This window comes from Microbacterium sp. SORGH_AS_0969, assembly GCF_030818255.1.
Lineage (GTDB): Bacteria > Actinomycetota > Actinomycetes > Actinomycetales > Microbacteriaceae > Microbacterium.
This window is the reverse complement of record NZ_JAUTAG010000001.1, coordinates 1,419,373-1,435,437: the sequence shown is the minus strand read 5'-3', so window position 1 is coordinate 1,435,437 and position 16,065 is coordinate 1,419,373. Positions and strand designations below refer to the sequence as shown.

The window sequence follows — 16,065 nt, the reverse complement described above, 5'->3', positions numbered from 1 at the left end:
TCGGCTCGTCCTCCCTCCCGGGAAACTCCTCCCGAGGCCGCTAGCCCCGCGGCTTCTCGGGACCGCCGTCGGCCGGCGGAGCCTCGGGGGCGTTCGCGGCGTCGGGGGCGGTGGCATCCGGAGTCTCTTTCGGAAGCAGCAGCGGCCGGTCGACGGTCGCGGTGACCTTCGCGGGGTCGACGACGAGAAGCATGAGCGCGACGCTCACGAGCACCACGATGAAGGTGACGCCGGCGGCGACGAGACCGACCACGAGAGCGCGCTGGATCTCGTCGGCGGGACGCGTCTGGAAGAAACCCATCGACATGAGCGTGACGAAACCGGCGAACACGGCGGCGCCGAAGGCGAGGCCCAGCAGCTGGACGGGCTTCATCAGGTCACGGCGGGTCGGCTTTTCGGCGGGCTTGTCGGTCACGACACGGCCTCCTCGGTGGGTGCAGCCGGAATCGGCTCGGGGCGGCGCGGAGAGAAGCCCGCGATCGCCAGAAAGACGGCGACGACCGCCGCGTAACCGCCGAAGAGCCCGACGGCGATGACGATCCCGGTCAGGGTGAACGAACCCGCCCCCTCGATCGCGTAGCCGAGGGCGAACTGCGGGTTGGTGACCAGGAGGCCGACGCCGAGGACGAGAGTCAGGATGCCGATGAGCAGGCCGTCACGGGGAGCGGCCGCGACGCGCCCGGCTCGACGATCGCGGACCGCGGCGATCACCTCGATGAGACCGCTCACGAACGCCCACGCGATCACGATGGCGAAGAAGGTGCCGGTCTCTCGCCACGACGGAACGCTCGCGGCCATGCCTGCCACGGCCGAGACGACGGCGAGGACGATGACCGTCGCGCGGGATCCGCGCGGGAAGACGAGCCAGGCCGACAGGGCGAACACGAGCGCCGTGGCGAGCGTGAACCCGCTGAAGACGGCGAGGCCCACGGACGCGGAGTGGTCGGACGAGAAGGTGACCATGGCAGCGGCGATGGCGGCGAAGAAGGCGCGCGCGAGCTGCAGATGACGCACGTCGAAGGCGCGCGCAGAAGAGGAAGTGGCCACGGAAGATCCCGGAAGAACGGTGTCGATGGCATCCAGTCTATTCCTCGGGGAGCGCGCGACCTCCGGAGAGCCTGGATGCTGACGGGCTCATCGGCAATCCCCAGGTGACGCCGTGCGGGAGCGGAACGGCCGTCTTCTTGCTGCAGACGCCGAGCAAAATCAAGTCTTCCGGGACGAAAAAGGGTGGCGAGTTATCCTTTCTGTCGCCATGAGCGGTCGGTGTGTGACCGCGGGACGACTGGGGGGTTTTCGGTGGCTGATGTCGATCTCGAGGTGTATGGGGCACCTGACCTGACGTACGACTTCGGACGGGCCGACGCTGTCGCGTCGGCGGCGAACGCGGCCGCGAACCACATCGAAGATCAGACCGCGTCGCGGATCTCGTACGCCGCGACGGCGCGGACCGATTTCTCGGGCTACTTCTCCGAGCTGTTCAACGCGAACGCCGACATCGCGGCGAGCGACGCGCGCGAGCTGGTCTACCGACTGCGCGACGTGGCGTCGTTCATGGGGCGCCTGAGCGATGCGGCGCGGGAGGAGAACGCGCGGCGCAAGCGCGCGCGGGAGTGGCGCGACCGAGTCGAGGCGCGGCGGTCGAACTGGCTGGACGCGACGTGGGACGACATCTTCGGCGAGGAGCCGCCGCCCACCGCGGGGCCGATCGATCCGCCGGTGTTCCAGGCCACGACGCTGACGTCGTCGCCCCGACAGACGCCCGCACCGGGCAGCGGAGGCGGGGGCGGCGGCACGTCGTCGGCGCGCCCCGAGAACCTCCGGTCGTTCGCCAACGGCACCGCGGAATTGGACGCCGGCCTCTCGGCGCACCCGGGGCGTCTGTCGGAGTGGACCGGCGATTTCATGGCGACGTGCGATTTCGGTGGCATTGATGTCAGTCCGGTCGTCGCGGGTTTCCGCGCGTGGTTGGACGCGAATGCGAACGACACGGCGTGGGCGAACACGATCGCGCAGGCGTTCGAGGACGCCGGGACGAACGGGGGGATCGGGACGGTGTCGGATGCCGCGTTGGCGGCGTCGCTGGCCGCGGCGGGGGTGTCCGCGACCCGTCAGGATCTGGTGATCGACCCGCCGACGGCGTGGGGTGGGGCTCCGACGACGGGGTTCGTGAACGACCCGGTGAACTCCGCCACGGGCAATTTCCTCGAGCCGGAGAACGACCTGCCGTTCCCCGCGGCGACGGCGTTGCTGTCGCTGACACGCATGTACAACTCCCTCAACGACGGGGCGGGGGTGTTCGGTGTCGGGTGGTCGTCGATCCTGGACACCACCCTGGTACTGGGTGAGGACGATGCCCGGTTCGTGATGGCGGACGGGCGGCAGATCGTGTTCGGCGTCGATGGGCGCGACTGGGCCCGCGGGACGGGGGAGAACTACTGGCTGAACCGGGCGAGCGCGGCGGAGCTCGCGGCGCGGGGTCTCACCGCGCCGGACGGGCTGCTCGTCACCGACAACGCGGGGGCGTGGTGGGCGTTCACCACCGGCGGCGACTGGGTCGCCGCCGGCGCGGGAGCCGGCAACGTCATGACCGTTCTCCGTGACGCATCCGGAGCCGTAACAGCCCTGGAGCACTCCCGCAACCGCCGCATCGACGTCGACTACGTCGACGGGCTCGTGGCATCCGTCACCTCCTCCGACGGGCGCCGGGTCGAGTACCTGTACGACGACGACCGGCGCCTCACCGCGGTCACCGGTCCGGCGGGGACGCGGACGTACCGGTGGAACGACGACGACCTCATCGACCAGGTCACCGCCGCGACCGGTGTGATCGAGTGCACCAACGTGTACGACGCGCAGCGGCGCGTGCGGGAGCAGACCACGGAGTTCGGGCGTCACACCCGCTTCACCTACCTCTCCGGCCGCGTCACCGAGGTCGCAGACGCCGATGGGTCGAACGCGAACACGTGGATCGCCGACCGCAAGGGCCGCCTCGTCGGGATCATCGACACCGACGGCAACCGCCAGTCGATGGCGTACGACCCCACCGGCAACCTCGTCTCCGTCACCGACCGCGAAGGACGCATCACCGTCCACGCGTACGACACCCGCGGACGCAAGACCCGCACCGTCACCCCCGACGGCGCCGACATCACCTACGGGTACGACGACCACGACCGCGTCACCACCGTCGTCACCGCCGACGGCGGTGTCGTCACCTACGACTACCCCAACGATCTGGAGCGGAACCCGTCCCGGGTGACTGATCCCGGTGGGGGTGTCACCGAGCTCGACTGGGAGAACGGGCTCCTCCGCCGCGTCGAAGACCCCGAGGGTGTCGTCGTCCGTCTCGACTACGACGCGCACGGCGAACTCACCGCGACCCGCAACGCCGACGGCGCGGTCGCGAAGCTTCTTCGCGACGCCACCGGCCGGGTCACCCAGGCCATCACCCCCCTCGGTGCCGTCACGCGATACGTGTACGGCGACACCGGCGCCCTGGCATCCCGCGAAGATCCGGACGGCGCGATCTGGCGCTACGAACACGGCCCCGGCGGACAGATCACCGCGATCATCGACCCCCTCGGCGCGCGCACCGAGCTCGAGTACGGCCCCCACGGCCGCCTCACCCGAACCACCGACCCGCTCGGCCGGGCCATCGACCGGTCGTTCGACGCCTTCGGCAACGTCACCGCGATGACCCTCCCCGACGGCGCGACCTGGGGCTTCACCCACGACGCCCTCTCCCGCCTGCGCGAGATCACCGATCCCACGGGCGGGGTCTGGACCCGCGAGTACGACGCCGTCGGCGAGCTGGTGCGCACGACCGATCCCACCGGCGTGCACACTGACATCTCGCGCGAGGACACCACCTTCACGGTGCGCACCGCATTCGAAGAGACCTCGGTCCGTTACGACAGCTACGGCCGGCCGGAGAGGATCCAGGATGCCGCGGGCAACCCATCGCTCATCACCTACGACGCGTGCGGGCGACCGGTGGAGCTCGTCGACGCCGACGGCGGCCTCACCCGCATCGAACGCGACCTGGCCGGGCGTGTCACCACGATCACGACCCCCGCGGGACGAACGACCCGGTACGAGTACGACCACTGCGGCCGTCCCGTCGCGGCCATCGACGGCAACGACGCCCGCACCACCCTCGAATACGATGCCGACTCCCGCATCGTCGCCCGCATCCTCCCCACCGGAGAACGCGCCGAGACCACCTACGATGAGGTCGGACGCGTGGTTCGCCTCGACACCCCCGGCGTGGGTGTCACGCGGCTCGGCTACGACAAAGCGGGGCGCCTGACCTTCGCGCAGGACGCGCGCTACGGCATCCGTCGCTTCTCGTACGACGCCGCCGGCCAGCTCGTCGCCGCCACGAACGGCATCGGTGGGGTCACCCGGTACGCCTATGACGACCGGGGGCGCCTGGTGTCGATCACCGATCCCCTCGGATCGGTGACGACGCGCGCGTACACCGACCTCGACCAGGTCGCCTCGCAGACCGACCCGCTCGGGCGGGTGACCACCGCCGCGTATGACGCAGCCGGTCGCCAGATCGCGCAGACGGCGCCGGACGGCGTCACGACCGAGTGGACGTACGACGCTGCGGGGCTGGCATCCGGTCTCTCGGTCGACGGGCGCCGGGTCACCGAGATCCGCCGCGATCCGGGTGAACGATCCGCCACGGTCGTCGACCACACCGGCGCCGAAACCGTGTCCCACACGCTGCGCTACAGCCGCATCGGCCGGCTCGTCGAGCGCGTCACGGGCGACGAGACGACGCGGTGGGAGTACGACGCCGACGGTGCTCGCACCCGCCTCGTCACCCCCACGGGGGTCACCGTCGACTACACACGGGATGCCGCGGGCCGCCTCACCCGTCTGGATCACTCCCGCCTCGGCGCCGTGCACTACACGCGCGACGCGTTCGGGCGGATCCTCGAAGCCCGCGCAGGCGACAGCCTGCAGACCTGGGACTACGCAGACGGCTTCCCGGTCGCGCACACGCGGACCGATGCCACGGGCGCGACCGTGACGCGCATCGAGCGCGACCACACCGGCCGGATCCTCGCGATCACGGATGCCACGGGCACCACGCGTTACCTGCACGATGACGCGGCACAGCTGGTCTCGGCGGTGAACGCGGACGGCGAGACCCTCTGGCGCTACGACGACGCCGGCCGCCTCGTGAGCGAGACGACTCGCCACGGCGAGCGCGTGTCGACGTACGACGAGGCCGGACAGCTCGTGTCGATGACCGACGCGGACGGTGAGACGACCTTCTCCTACGACGCCCGCGGACGTCGTATGCGCGAGGTCGCTCTCGACCACGAGACGACCTACTCGTGGGAGGAACGCGGCTGGCTGCGGAGCGTGACCGAACGCCTCTCCGACGGTGAGGCGCGTCAGACCTCGCTCCACGTCGATGCGCTCGGCGATCTCGTCGAGGTCGACGGCATCCGCCTGCTCTGGGACACCGCCGACGGTATGCCTCGTGCGCTGCGGGTCGGATCGACCGATGTCTTCCGTGCGCCGGGCGCCCTCGCGGGAATCGACGGCGAGTGGGTCGTCGGCGGCTGGCGCGACGCGCGCTCCGCGGCGGCGGACGAGCCGTGGGCCGCTCTGCGCGCCGTCCAGTCGCTGGGCGGTGGCGCGGTCTCGATCACCCCGAGCGGAGACCTGGCGATCGCCGGGCTCGAGTGGATGGGGGCGCGCGCCTACGATCCGTCGACGCGCGGCTTCCTCACCACCGACCCGCTCGAGGCGCCCATCGGCGCGGTGTGGGGCACCAACCCCTACTCGTTCGCGGGGAACGACCCGCTTCACGCCACCGACCCGCTGGGCCTGCGGCCGGTGACGGATGCCGAGCTCACGGCGTACGCCGAGGCGCACCAGGGGGCGCTGGCCACGGCGGCGGACTGGGTCGGGGACAACTGGGACGTCATCCTCGCCGGAGCCGTCGTGGTCGTCGGAGTGGGGCTGATGTTCACCGGGGTTGGTGGGCCGGTCGGCGCTGTCCTCATCGGTGCCGCCAGCGGGGCTCTCATATCCGGCGGTACGTCGTACATCTCGCAGAAGACCACGACGGGAACGGTCGACTGGGGAAAGGTCGGGACGGACACGCTCACCGGCGCCGTCTCAGGAGCTGTCGGAGGAGGCGTCGCAGCGGGGCTGGCCAGGGCGAAGGATGTCGTGCGCATCGCCTCGTTTGCGGATGACGCAGGCAAGGGCGTGCAGAACCTGTACAACCTGCTCAAGGATCCCCTTAACCGCGGGATCGTGGCAGGTGGCACCAGCGGATCCACAGGCAACCTGCTCGATTACCAGTTCAGTGACGGCGACCACTCCCTGCCGGGCTACCTGCAGGCGGGCACGTCGGGCTTCCTCACGGGAGCCGGAGGATCAGCGGTCTCCGGGTACTTGGGCAAGGGGCTCTCAGACGCGGTCGCCGCACAGTTCCCCAACTTCGTCGCAGCGACCAGCAGCGGCCGCCACGCTGCGCCGTTCAACTACGGCAGCATGTTGACCGAGCTCGGAGTGAGCCACGTCACCGGAGCCCTCAGCGGTTTGGCCAACAGTGCTCTCAAACCCGGCGGCCCGACCCCGACGGACATCACGAGCGGTCTGCTCCAGGGACTGGCGAACGGCGCAGACGGACCCGTCGTGGGAAGGTGGGCGCCGTGATGACCTCTACCAGGCGCAAATCGTCGCTGAAGCTGAAGGTGCTCGGATCGATCTTCCTTCTCATGGTGGCGGTCGTCATTTTCGTGCTGTTCGTTGCCCCCGGGCTGGAGAAGAACGTACTCACCACCTGGAGGTGCGACGTGACATCCGCCGAGCCGCGAGAATCGTCGGGAACATTCAAGGGATCGACCACGCTGCCCAGCGTGCTCCTGCACACGAGCGACTGCGGTGACATCGCCCTTCAGAACGGCGTGACCTTCGACAACAACACTGAAATCGCCGCTGACTTCGTGCTAGGTACCTACGACTTCCAGATTGGTTGGGTATCCGCTTTCCTGATCAGACTCCTCCCGAACGGGCTTCCCGAGGCCCAGTCGTATGAGCCCGTGAGCTGACCGACGCCCCGATCGAGTGCATGAAAGGCTGAGCCATGAACTTCTCCACCACGGCCGTGAGTGTCGGAGTCGCCGTCGCCGCGATGGTCATCGTCACACTCGCCGTGTCGGCCGGCATCCGCCGCTCGCCGTCGACCGCGACATACAAGGCCACCAAGGCCAACGTCCTCTTCGTCGTCTCCACCCGACGCTGGCAACGCGTGCTCATCCGCACCGTCGGCATCGCCGTCGTCGCGCTGGGAGCCGTCATCGCGTTGGTCGCCTTCACCCGTCCGGCATCACCGCCAGCGATGAGGATCGCCGGCGTTGCCACTGTCGTCGGCGGCATCCTGTTGATCCTTCTCGCCAAGGGCATGCACCGCCTACGGCTCGAAGTGACCCCCGACACCATCTGGTCCTTCCCGATGATCGCGGCACCCCGCGAGATCCCCCTCGCCGAGCTCACGGCCCTCGCCCCGCACATCACGAGCAACTACGGCGGCATCCTCGGAAAGACCGGATCGAAAACCCGGTTCTACGCCACCGGCATCATGCTCGGCTACCCGCAGCTCATCGAATACTTCCGGCAGTACCGCCCCGACCTCCCGATCCCCGACGCCGCCCGCCCCCTGCAGGAGAGGTGAGGAGCACCTCGATGAACGCGGGACTCGTCGACAGCGCGGTCGCAGACGTGGTGACGATCGCCCAGGCGCTGAGAACCGTCGACGAAGACCGATACGCGACGTTCTTCGACGGGGTCGCCCGTGACCTCCTTCGCGCCGGCAGCCCGGACGAGGTTCGCGAGGCGGCCGCCCGCGGCCTGGCGGTCTTCGGAGGGATGAACTCGTTCACCGACCTCGTGTTGATGGACGGCATCGTCCCCGATGTCGAGAACAATCGCAGAATCGATGAACGACGGGAAGCCGTCTACGACTCTCTCAGGCGTCTCGTCTGATCGGGCGCCGAAGAGCCGACACGCGGCGCAAGGGGAAAGGGATGTCGATGGTGAAGTTCCGGGCCGCCCCGCCACGCGAGCAGTGGCCGAACGCATGAGCCGGCGATGCCAGACGTCACGACGCTCCCTCAAGCGCGGCGCGGTGCTCGGCGCGCTCACCCTGATGATGCTCGCGGCGTTGGGAGTTGTCCTGATTCCCATCTGGGACGACATCGGGATCGAGGGCCGCGAGTGCACGGTGACGGGGGCGAGCGCGGCATCCTCCGGGGGCGGACGAAGCCCGACCCTCCCCATCGTCCGAATCGAGACGAACGACTGCGGAGCCCTGAGCTGGCAGCAGGGGGTCACCTTCGACAACAGTGCCGAGATCGCTGCGTCGTTCGCGCCGGGGGTGTACAACATCGAGACGGGATGGTTCTCCCGCACGATCATGCCGCTTCTGCCCGACGGCCTTCCGACGGTAAAGAGTTTCACCTTCCTGCGGGAATGAACCGGATGCCGACCGCGCGACGACCAGCCGAGATGCTCTTCGTCCGTTGTCGCTCGAGCAGACAGGAAGTCCTCTCATGGCCTACGACGTTCTCGCGACGGCGCGCGGACTGCGCGACGAGCTCGACGCCGCCGGGCACCAGAACTGGTCCCGCGAGATCGACGACGCGATCGCGGGCGGCTCGACCGGCACCGAGATCCTGATGCGCCTGCGAAGCGTCCTGACGCGGCTCGCGCCCGGGGTGCACGCGGGCAGCCCCGAGACCGCCGCGCGCGCACGCGCGATCGAGACCGAGGTCAACGGCATCCTGACCGAGGGGCGTTGATGCCGGCGGGTCGAAAGAAGAAGCCTCCGAGCAAACTCGCGTTCCTCGCGTCACTGCTCGTCGTCGCACTGGGGTTCGCGCTCACCGTGTTCACGCTCTTCATCGGACCGCCGCTCGAGAACAACGTGCTGACCACGTGGCGGTGCACCGTCACCTCCGCGGAGCCCCGAGAGTCCTCCGGCGGGTTCAAAGGGTCGAGCAGCCTTCCCAGCGTGCTCCTCCACACCACGGAGTGCGGTGACGTCGTGCTCCAGAGGGGCGTCACCTTCGACAACTCCGCGCGCGTCGCCGCCGAGTTCCGACCGGGCGTCTACGACTTCCAGGTGGGGTGGGTCTCGGCTCGCATCATGCCGTTGATCGGTCTTGCCAGCGTGCAGTCCTACGAAGCAGTGCCCTGAGAGCGCGGATTACGCATCGGATAAGAATCCAGTTTCTTACTTTCGTTCGGCGCAGGAATTCTGAGTGAACTTCCCTAGCGTCGTCGCATGGCCCACCCCACGACGCCGCGGACACCGTGCTGAGCGCCGCCACGCGCGCGGTGTTCTTCGTGTCCGACAGCACGGGGATCACCGCCGAGACCCTCGGCAACGCGCTCCTCGCCAACTTCCCCGCCGCCCACTTCGATCGCCACACCATCCCCTTCGTGGGGACGGTGACGCCCGTGTCGACCGTCGCCGCGGCATTGCAGAGCGCGACGACGCCGGAGGCCGCGCCGATCGTCTTCGCCACGGTGAAGGATGCCGGCATCCGGGCTCTGATCGCCGGCTCCGCGGCGGTGGTCATCGATCTCCTCGCGGGGCACCTGACCGAGCTCGAAGCCGCGCTCGACACCCCCGCCGAGCAGCGCTCGGGGCAGTATCACGGGCTCGGCGACCTCGAGCGGTACTTCGCGCGCATGCGCGCGGTCGAGTTCGCGATCGAGCACGACGACGGCCAGAGCGGCCGCGCGCTCGACACCGCCGACGTCATCATCGTCGCGCCCTCCCGCTGCGGGAAGACGCCGACCACGATGTACCTCGCCCTGCACTACGGGCTCCTCGTGGCGAACTATCCGCTCACCGACGACGACTTCCCCACCGACGGCCTGCCGCGCATCGTCGCCCCGCACGCGGATCGCTGCTTCGGGCTCACCACCACCGCGCTGCGCCTCAGCCAGGTGCGACACGAGCGCCGCCCGAACTCGACGTACGCCAGCCTCGCCCAGTGCACCCTCGAGATCCGCCGGGCCGAAGACCTCTACCGCCGCAACCGCATTCCGTTCCTCAGCTCCGCGACCCGGAGCGTCGAGGAGATGTCCGCCGTGATCCTGCAGTCGATGAAACTGCGGGACCGCCCCCACGAAAGGCCCACCCCATGACCAACATCCTTCGTTTCGACGAGATCGGCATGAGCGATCTCGCGCAGGTCGGCGGCAAGAACGCCTCGCTCGGCGAGATGGTGTCGCACCTGGCATCCGCCGACGTCCGGGTCCCGCCCGGGTTCGCCACCACCTCTGATGCATTCGGACGCTTCCTCGCCGAGGGCGGGCTCGACCAGCGCATCCGCGCGGCGGTCGAGGGCATCGACGTCGACGACGTCGCCGCGCTGAGCCAACTGGGAGCCCGGGTGCGCGCCTGGATCGAGGAGCAGCCCTTCCCGGCCGATCTCGAGACCGACATCCGCACCGCCTACGCGGCGCTCGTGGCGGAGGAGTCGGATCCGGATGCCGTCACCTGGGCCGTCCGTTCGAGCGCGACCGCGGAAGACCTCCCCGACGCCTCGTTCGCGGGTCAGCAGGAGACCTTCCTCAACATCGGAGGGATCGAGAACATCCTGCAGGCGATCCGTCGCGTCTTCGCCTCGCTCTACAACGACCGCGCGATCGCGTACCGCGCGCACCACGGCTTCGACCACCACGAGGTCGCCCTCTCGGCCGGGGTGCAGCGCATGGTGCGGTCCGATATCGGTGCTTCGGGCGTCATGTTCACCCTCGACACCGAGTCGGGCTTCGAGGACGCCGTGTTCGTCACCAGCTCGTACGGCCTGGGCGAAGCGGTCGTGCAGGGCGCGGTGAACCCCGACGAGTTCTACGTCTACAAGCCGGCCCTCCGCGCCGGGCGCCCGGCGATCCTCAAGCGGTCGGTGGGCGAGAAGGCCATCGCGATGCGCTACACCGATGGCATCCACGTCGACGACAGCACGGCCTTCGTGGAGGTGGATGCCGCCGACCGGGCGCAGTTCTCGCTCACCGACGCGGAGGTCGAGGAGCTCGGCCGCATCGCACTGGTCATCGAGGAGCACTACGGCCGCCCGATGGACATCGAGTGGGGCAAGGACGGTGTCGACGGGCGTCTGTACGTGCTGCAGGCCCGCCCCGAGACGGTCGTCTCGCGCCAGTCGGCGGGCGTCCTGCGCCGCTTCGTGCTGGCCGAGCGCGGCCCGGTGCTGCTCGAGGGGCGCGCGATCGGTCAGCGCATCGGCGCGGGACGCGTGCGCGTGCTCACCTCGATCGACCAGATGGCCGACTTCGCGCACGGCGATGTGCTCGTCGCCGACATGACCGACCCCGACTGGGAGCCGATCATGAAGCGCGCCTCGGCGATCGTGACCGACCGGGGCGGCCGGACGTGCCACGCGGCGATCATCGCCCGCGAGCTCGGCATCCCCGCCGTCGTCGGCACGGGTGTCGCCACCCGCGCGCTCGCCGACGGGCAGGAGGTCACGGTCTCGTGCGCCGAGGGCGACGACGGCCTTGTGTACGGCGGCATCCTGCCCTTCGTTGAAGAGCAGACCGAGTTGGACCGGATGCCGGAACCCCCGGCCAAGATCATGATGAACGTCGGCACCCCCGACCAGGCCTTCGCGTTCTCGAGGCTGCCGAACGCGGGCGTGGGGCTCGCGCGGCTCGAGTTCATCATCAACCGGCAGATCGGGATCCACCCGCGCGCGCTCCTGGAGCTCGACGCGCTCGACGGCGAGCTCGCGGACGACATCCGCGCACGCGTGGCGGCCTACCCGTCGCCGGAGGAGTACTTCATCCAGCGCGTGGCCGAGGGCGTCTCGATGATCGCGGCGGCCTTCGCCCCCGAGCCGGTGATCGTGCGCCTGTCGGACTTCAAGTCGAACGAGTACGCGAACCTCATCGGCGGTCCGCTCTACGAACCGCACGAGGAGAACCCGATGCTCGGCTACCGCGGGGCGGCGCGGTACGTCTCGCCGGAGTTCCGCGCGTGCTTCGACATGGAGTGCGAAGCCCTGCGGCGCGTGCGCGACGACATGGGGCTCACGAACGTGCAGATCATGGTGCCGTTCGTCCGCACCGTCGGTGAGGCGGCCGCGGTCATCGACCTGCTCGCGACCAACGGCCTGCGCCGTGGGGAGAACGGTCTCAAGGTCGTGATGATGTGCGAGCTGCCCGCGAACGCGATCCTCGCCGAGCAGTTCCTCGAACACTTCGACGGCTTCTCGATCGGCTCGAACGACATGACCCAGCTGACCCTCGGGCTCGATCGCGACTCGGCGCTCATGGCATCCGCTTTCGACGAGCGAGACCCGGCGGTCCGTCACCTGCTCGGGATGGCGATCGACGCGTGTCGGCGCCAGGGCAAGTACGTCGGGATCTGCGGACAGGGGCCCTCTGATCACCCCGACTTCGCCGAGTGGCTGGTGGCGCGTGGCATCCAGTCGCTGTCTCTCAACCCCGACACGGTGGTCGAGACGTGGCTCGCGCTGGCCGCGAGCGAGCGGCCGAAGGGGGAGGTGCTGACGGAGGCGCAGCTCGGGGTGTCGCACCGCGGCTGAGCACCCGCTCACCACCCCGGGAAGGGTGTCTGCGCGGCGGCTGCCGGCGTCACGGGGTTCGCCCCCGGGCGTCGCGCGGCCGCCGCGATGAGAGCGGGATCGAGCCGGAACGCGCCCAACGGCAGAGGGATCGCGTCGGGGCACAGCGCTCGGACGACACGTCCGTCGGGTGCGAGGTCGACCGTCCACGTTTCTCCCGCGACGCTCACGGCGGGGGGACCGGGACGGAGGTCATCGAGCCGTTCGCGGAGGCGGGCCCGCACGCGCGGGTCGAGGGTGAGCTGCACGTGCGCGAGAGGGTCGAGAAGGCGTCGGCGTGCGCGCGGATCGGTGGGAGCGTACCGACGGTCCGCGCGGGGCGGGACGACCCCCGGCACACCGAGCGCGTGCAGGTCGGAGCCCGGATCGTCGAGCGACCGGGCCAGCACGAGCTGCCACAGCGCTCGGGCGATCGCGGCACGCTGACCGGGCGCATCGAGTCCGTATCCGCCGCCGACGGTCAGGATGCGCCCGTCGTCGACGGCGGCCAGAGCGACCGGGCCGAGCACTCCGCGATCGAGACGGCGAAGGGTCAGTTCCAGGTCCGCGTCGGCCCACGAGTCCCGCACCTGAGAAGAGAGAGCGAGGGATGCCGCGGGAGCGAGGCCCGTCCACCAGCACCACAGCGCGTCGTCGACGACGACAGACCTCGACGCCTGCGCGCGTGCGTCGTCGTTGTCGACACCCGCACCGAACCCGCCCAGCAGCGGTGGGTGCACGAGAGGCTCGTCGGGCCGCGCATCACCGGGACGAGCCACGGCGGCGGTGTACGGCATCCATCCCTCCACGCTCCCGCGGCGAGCGCGCACCCACCGGCGTTCGACGAGGTCGTCGTCGGGCGCGAGCGGGAAGCCGGGCATCGCGCGCTCGATCGGATCGACCCAGCCGAGATCCGATGCGCGGAGCACGGGCGCCCCCTCGGCGGCGAGGCCGCGGGCCGACGCGCGACGGACCTCGAGCTGCCCATGATCGGCCGACCACCAGTGGCGGCGGACGGCGGCGTCGATGGCGTCGGGATCGACTTCAGGGGCGAGGTCGACGACGACCGCGTGCGCATCGACACCGGGCGCCCCGGGCATCGCGACCTGGAGGTGTGGGAAAGTCGAGGGGAACGGGGCGGAATGCCGGACTCGCACCGGGCGGGCGGTCAGCGCCGGATCAGGCATGCGGCAGCGGGAACAGGTTGATCTCGTGCTCGGCGAGAGGAGTCTCACGCCAGCCCAGCTCGACCGCGATGCGCTGGACGCGTCCGTGGCCGAGGAACGGGAACGCCGCGGGCGCGTTACCGATCGTCCCCGGCGCGACGACGCGCACGACCGTGAGCCCGGCGCTGCGGATGTCGGGGGTCGTGATGTCGACCAAGATGGGCTCGACGTCGGCGCGTTCGAGGGCGGCGATCATCGCGACGCGGGAGCGCTCCGGCATCCGGGGCACGCTGTCGGGCGAACGGGTCGTCCCCGGGAGCAGGAGAGGGCGCATGCGTCGGCCGGCGCGGGGGTCGAGGTACACCTGCTGCTGCACCATGAGGTCGTCGCAGTCGTGCATGTCGGCGCGGAAGTCGTCGAGGTAGCGGCGGTCGGCCCGCCAGGGCTTGAACGCCCGACCGTTGAGCTCGCCCTCCGTCATGACGCGCCAGTGCAGGCCGTCGGCGTGCAACAGGTCGCGCGAGCCCTCCTGCAGCGTGTACGCCTCGGTCAGGGCCTTCGAGGCTGCGGAGGCGAAGTCAGGGCGCGCCGAGAAGCCGACATTGACCAGCTGATCGTCGTCGTCGTGCAGGATCGCGGCGGCGACGGGAACGGCGAACTCGTTGTCGAGATGGACGAACGAGACGCGCGAGCCCTCGGCGACCGGCGGCGCGGTCACGCCCTCGACACGGGGAAGGGGCTGCGCGTTCAGCCACCACACCATCGTCGCGTGACGCTCGACGACCTCTTCGATCGCGCTGGTCACGGCGAACTCCTCGCTGGGGCCTGCGGCGATGCCCGCGAAGGCGCAAAAGTTCGTCGGCGGCGCGGCGGCCACGTCGGCCGAATACCAGTTGACGTAGACGAGGGATGCCGGCACCCAGATCTCGCGACCGGTCACCGCCGAGCGACCCGGCACCCAGTGCACGGGGAGGTCGGCATCCAGAGGGACGAAGGGGAATCCGGGCGCGGCGTACTGCGCGTCACTGTAGAGGACGAGCCGGCGGGGATCGAGCGCGGGCACGCCCGCCCGACGCAGCTGCGCGAAGGAGCCGTGCCGCACGGGCAGGGTGTCGAGGATGTTGCCGCAGTACCGTTCCACCGACTCCCCGATCGCGGCCGCGTGAGCGGATCCCTCGTCGTCGAACGCCGACCCCTGACACAGCACGTTGTTGGCCCACGACGTCACCGCGCGGATGTCGGCGACGTCGGCCTGGCGAGTGACGAGACCCGCGGGAACCCGCGCGTGATGCCGGACATCGCGCACGCGCGTGATGACCCCCGAGCGCTCGTCGACGAGGTCGAGCGCGGAGTGCGAGCGATGCCGCGTGCGCCGGTGCGGGAGCGGCAGCACCGGATGGGCGGTGTGACGCACCTCCCCCTCCCCGAGCCAGAGCTCGTGCAGGAGATCACCCGGTGCCTGCGCGAGGTCCTCACGGGCGACGGTCTCAGCGGCGACCGCGACCAGCTCCCACATCGCGTCGAGCAGAGCGGGCAAGTCAGCGGCATCCGGCCCCTGGTCTCCGCCGACGGCCGGACCCCGCAGCGCCCGGTGGACGGTGGCGTTGCGGGCGGATGCCAGACGGCGGGCTGCCGCGTCTTCGTACGACGCCCCGACCCCCGGCGTGACGAGCGGGCCGACCCACAGCCGACCGCGGGCGAGCTCGACGGCCAGCCACGGCACGCGGAGGTCGTGGCAGATGCGGTCCAGGTCGATGAACTCGCGCTCGCGGCCGCCGCGCAGGGCGACGACGAGGAGGCGGTCGGCCGAGAAGGCCGTCGTCGCGACGGTGCGCGGCGGACCGACGGGGGCGGGGAGCACGTCGTCATCGGCTCGCAACCGCGCGCGGGCCGCGGAGACCACATCGTCGTCGCCGGCCAGCACGGCGCGGACCGCGGGACCCGCGTCGGGTCGCGGGGCCGGGGTGATCATGGTCGGCGAAGAGACCGCGGCGGCGGCGAGCAGCGGCCGCAGGGCAGCGGCTGCCTCGGCGAACTCGACGCCGATCAGATCGTCGCGCCTCTCGTGCCACGCCCAGAGGAGGACCTGGACGACGGCGGCGGGAACGTCGACGATGTGGTGCTGCTCACCGACGGTGACGAGGCTGCGGCGCTCGTCGAGCGGACGGATCTCGACACCGGTGCGCGCGGGGCGGGCGTCGAGCACGAGCGGGGTGGGCGTCATCGGGGGTCTCCTCACGAGAGCGGGTGGAAGCGGGCACGCG

At 70.3% G+C, this 16,065-nt stretch carries 13 protein-coding genes; 9 read left to right on the top strand and 4 right to left on the bottom strand.

From position 1 onward, the window contains the following. Positions 1–40 precede the first annotated feature (40 nt). Both QE388_RS06650 and QE388_RS06645 read right to left on the bottom strand, forming a co-directional pair. On the bottom strand, positions 41–415 hold the full coding sequence (locus QE388_RS06650) for an amino acid transporter (RefSeq protein ID WP_275801837.1): 375 nt from the start codon (positions 413–415) through the stop codon (positions 41–43). Further along, a complete protein-coding gene (locus QE388_RS06645) occupies positions 412–1,047 on the bottom strand; it encodes an acyl-CoA synthetase (RefSeq protein ID WP_307384125.1) in 636 nt (211 codons plus the stop codon). Before QE388_RS06645 ends, QE388_RS06650 begins: the two co-directional genes overlap by 4 nt. A gap of 252 nt (positions 1,048–1,299) precedes the next feature. Between QE388_RS06645 and QE388_RS06640 the strand changes: the two genes are divergently transcribed. The 9 genes from QE388_RS06640 (at position 1,300) to ppsA (ending at position 12,617) form a co-directional block, all read left to right on the top strand. Then, entirely contained in the window at positions 1,300–6,693 is a 5,394-nt protein-coding gene (locus QE388_RS06640) for a DUF6531 domain-containing protein (protein WP_307384124.1), read from the top strand. Next, positions 6,690–7,088 (top strand): hypothetical protein, encoded by a 399-nt coding sequence (locus QE388_RS06635; protein ID WP_307384123.1) that lies wholly within the window; start codon positions 6,690–6,692, stop codon positions 7,086–7,088. Before QE388_RS06640 ends, QE388_RS06635 begins: the two co-directional genes overlap by 4 nt. Positions 7,089–7,123: 35 nt before the next feature. Beyond that, positions 7,124–7,711, top strand: a complete 588-nt coding sequence (locus tag QE388_RS06630) for a hypothetical protein (protein ID WP_275801841.1) — start codon at positions 7,124–7,126, stop codon at positions 7,709–7,711. 11 nt (positions 7,712–7,722) lie between these two features. Beyond that, the gene (locus tag QE388_RS06625) at positions 7,723–8,022 is read left to right on the top strand and encodes a hypothetical protein (protein WP_307384119.1); all 300 of its coding nucleotides are present in this window, start codon (positions 7,723–7,725) and stop codon (positions 8,020–8,022) included. Between the two features lie 94 nt (positions 8,023–8,116). Then, positions 8,117–8,512 carry a hypothetical protein gene (locus tag QE388_RS06620; protein ID WP_307384115.1) on the top strand — a complete coding sequence of 132 codons (396 nt, stop codon included), beginning with the start codon at positions 8,117–8,119 and terminating at the stop codon, positions 8,510–8,512. Positions 8,513–8,588: 76 nt separating this feature from the next. Next, positions 8,589–8,837 (top strand): hypothetical protein, encoded by a 249-nt coding sequence (locus QE388_RS06615; protein WP_307384111.1) that lies wholly within the window; start codon positions 8,589–8,591, stop codon positions 8,835–8,837. After that, entirely contained in the window at positions 8,837–9,235 is a 399-nt protein-coding gene (locus tag QE388_RS06610) for a hypothetical protein (protein WP_307384109.1), read from the top strand. The genes QE388_RS06615 and QE388_RS06610 overlap by 1 nt, the downstream gene beginning before the upstream one ends. Positions 9,236–9,351: 116 nt before the next feature. Next, positions 9,352–10,194 carry a pyruvate, water dikinase regulatory protein gene (locus QE388_RS06605; RefSeq protein ID WP_307384107.1) on the top strand — a complete coding sequence of 281 codons (843 nt, stop codon included), beginning with the start codon at positions 9,352–9,354 and terminating at the stop codon, positions 10,192–10,194. After that, on the top strand, positions 10,191–12,617 hold the full coding sequence (gene ppsA / locus QE388_RS06600) for a phosphoenolpyruvate synthase (protein WP_307384105.1): 2,427 nt from the start codon (positions 10,191–10,193) through the stop codon (positions 12,615–12,617). Before QE388_RS06605 ends, ppsA begins: the two co-directional genes overlap by 4 nt. An 8-nt stretch (positions 12,618–12,625) precedes the next feature. Here the strand turns inward: ppsA and QE388_RS06595 are convergent, their stop codons facing one another. Together QE388_RS06595 and QE388_RS06590 are read right to left on the bottom strand one after the other, a co-directional pair. Next, positions 12,626–13,735 (bottom strand): hypothetical protein, encoded by a 1,110-nt coding sequence (locus QE388_RS06595; protein ID WP_307384103.1) that lies wholly within the window; start codon positions 13,733–13,735, stop codon positions 12,626–12,628. A 79-nt stretch (positions 13,736–13,814) separates the two neighbouring features. Continuing rightward, entirely contained in the window at positions 13,815–16,025 is a 2,211-nt protein-coding gene (locus QE388_RS06590) for a YcaO-like family protein (protein WP_307384100.1), read from the bottom strand. Positions 16,026–16,065 lie beyond the last annotated feature (40 nt).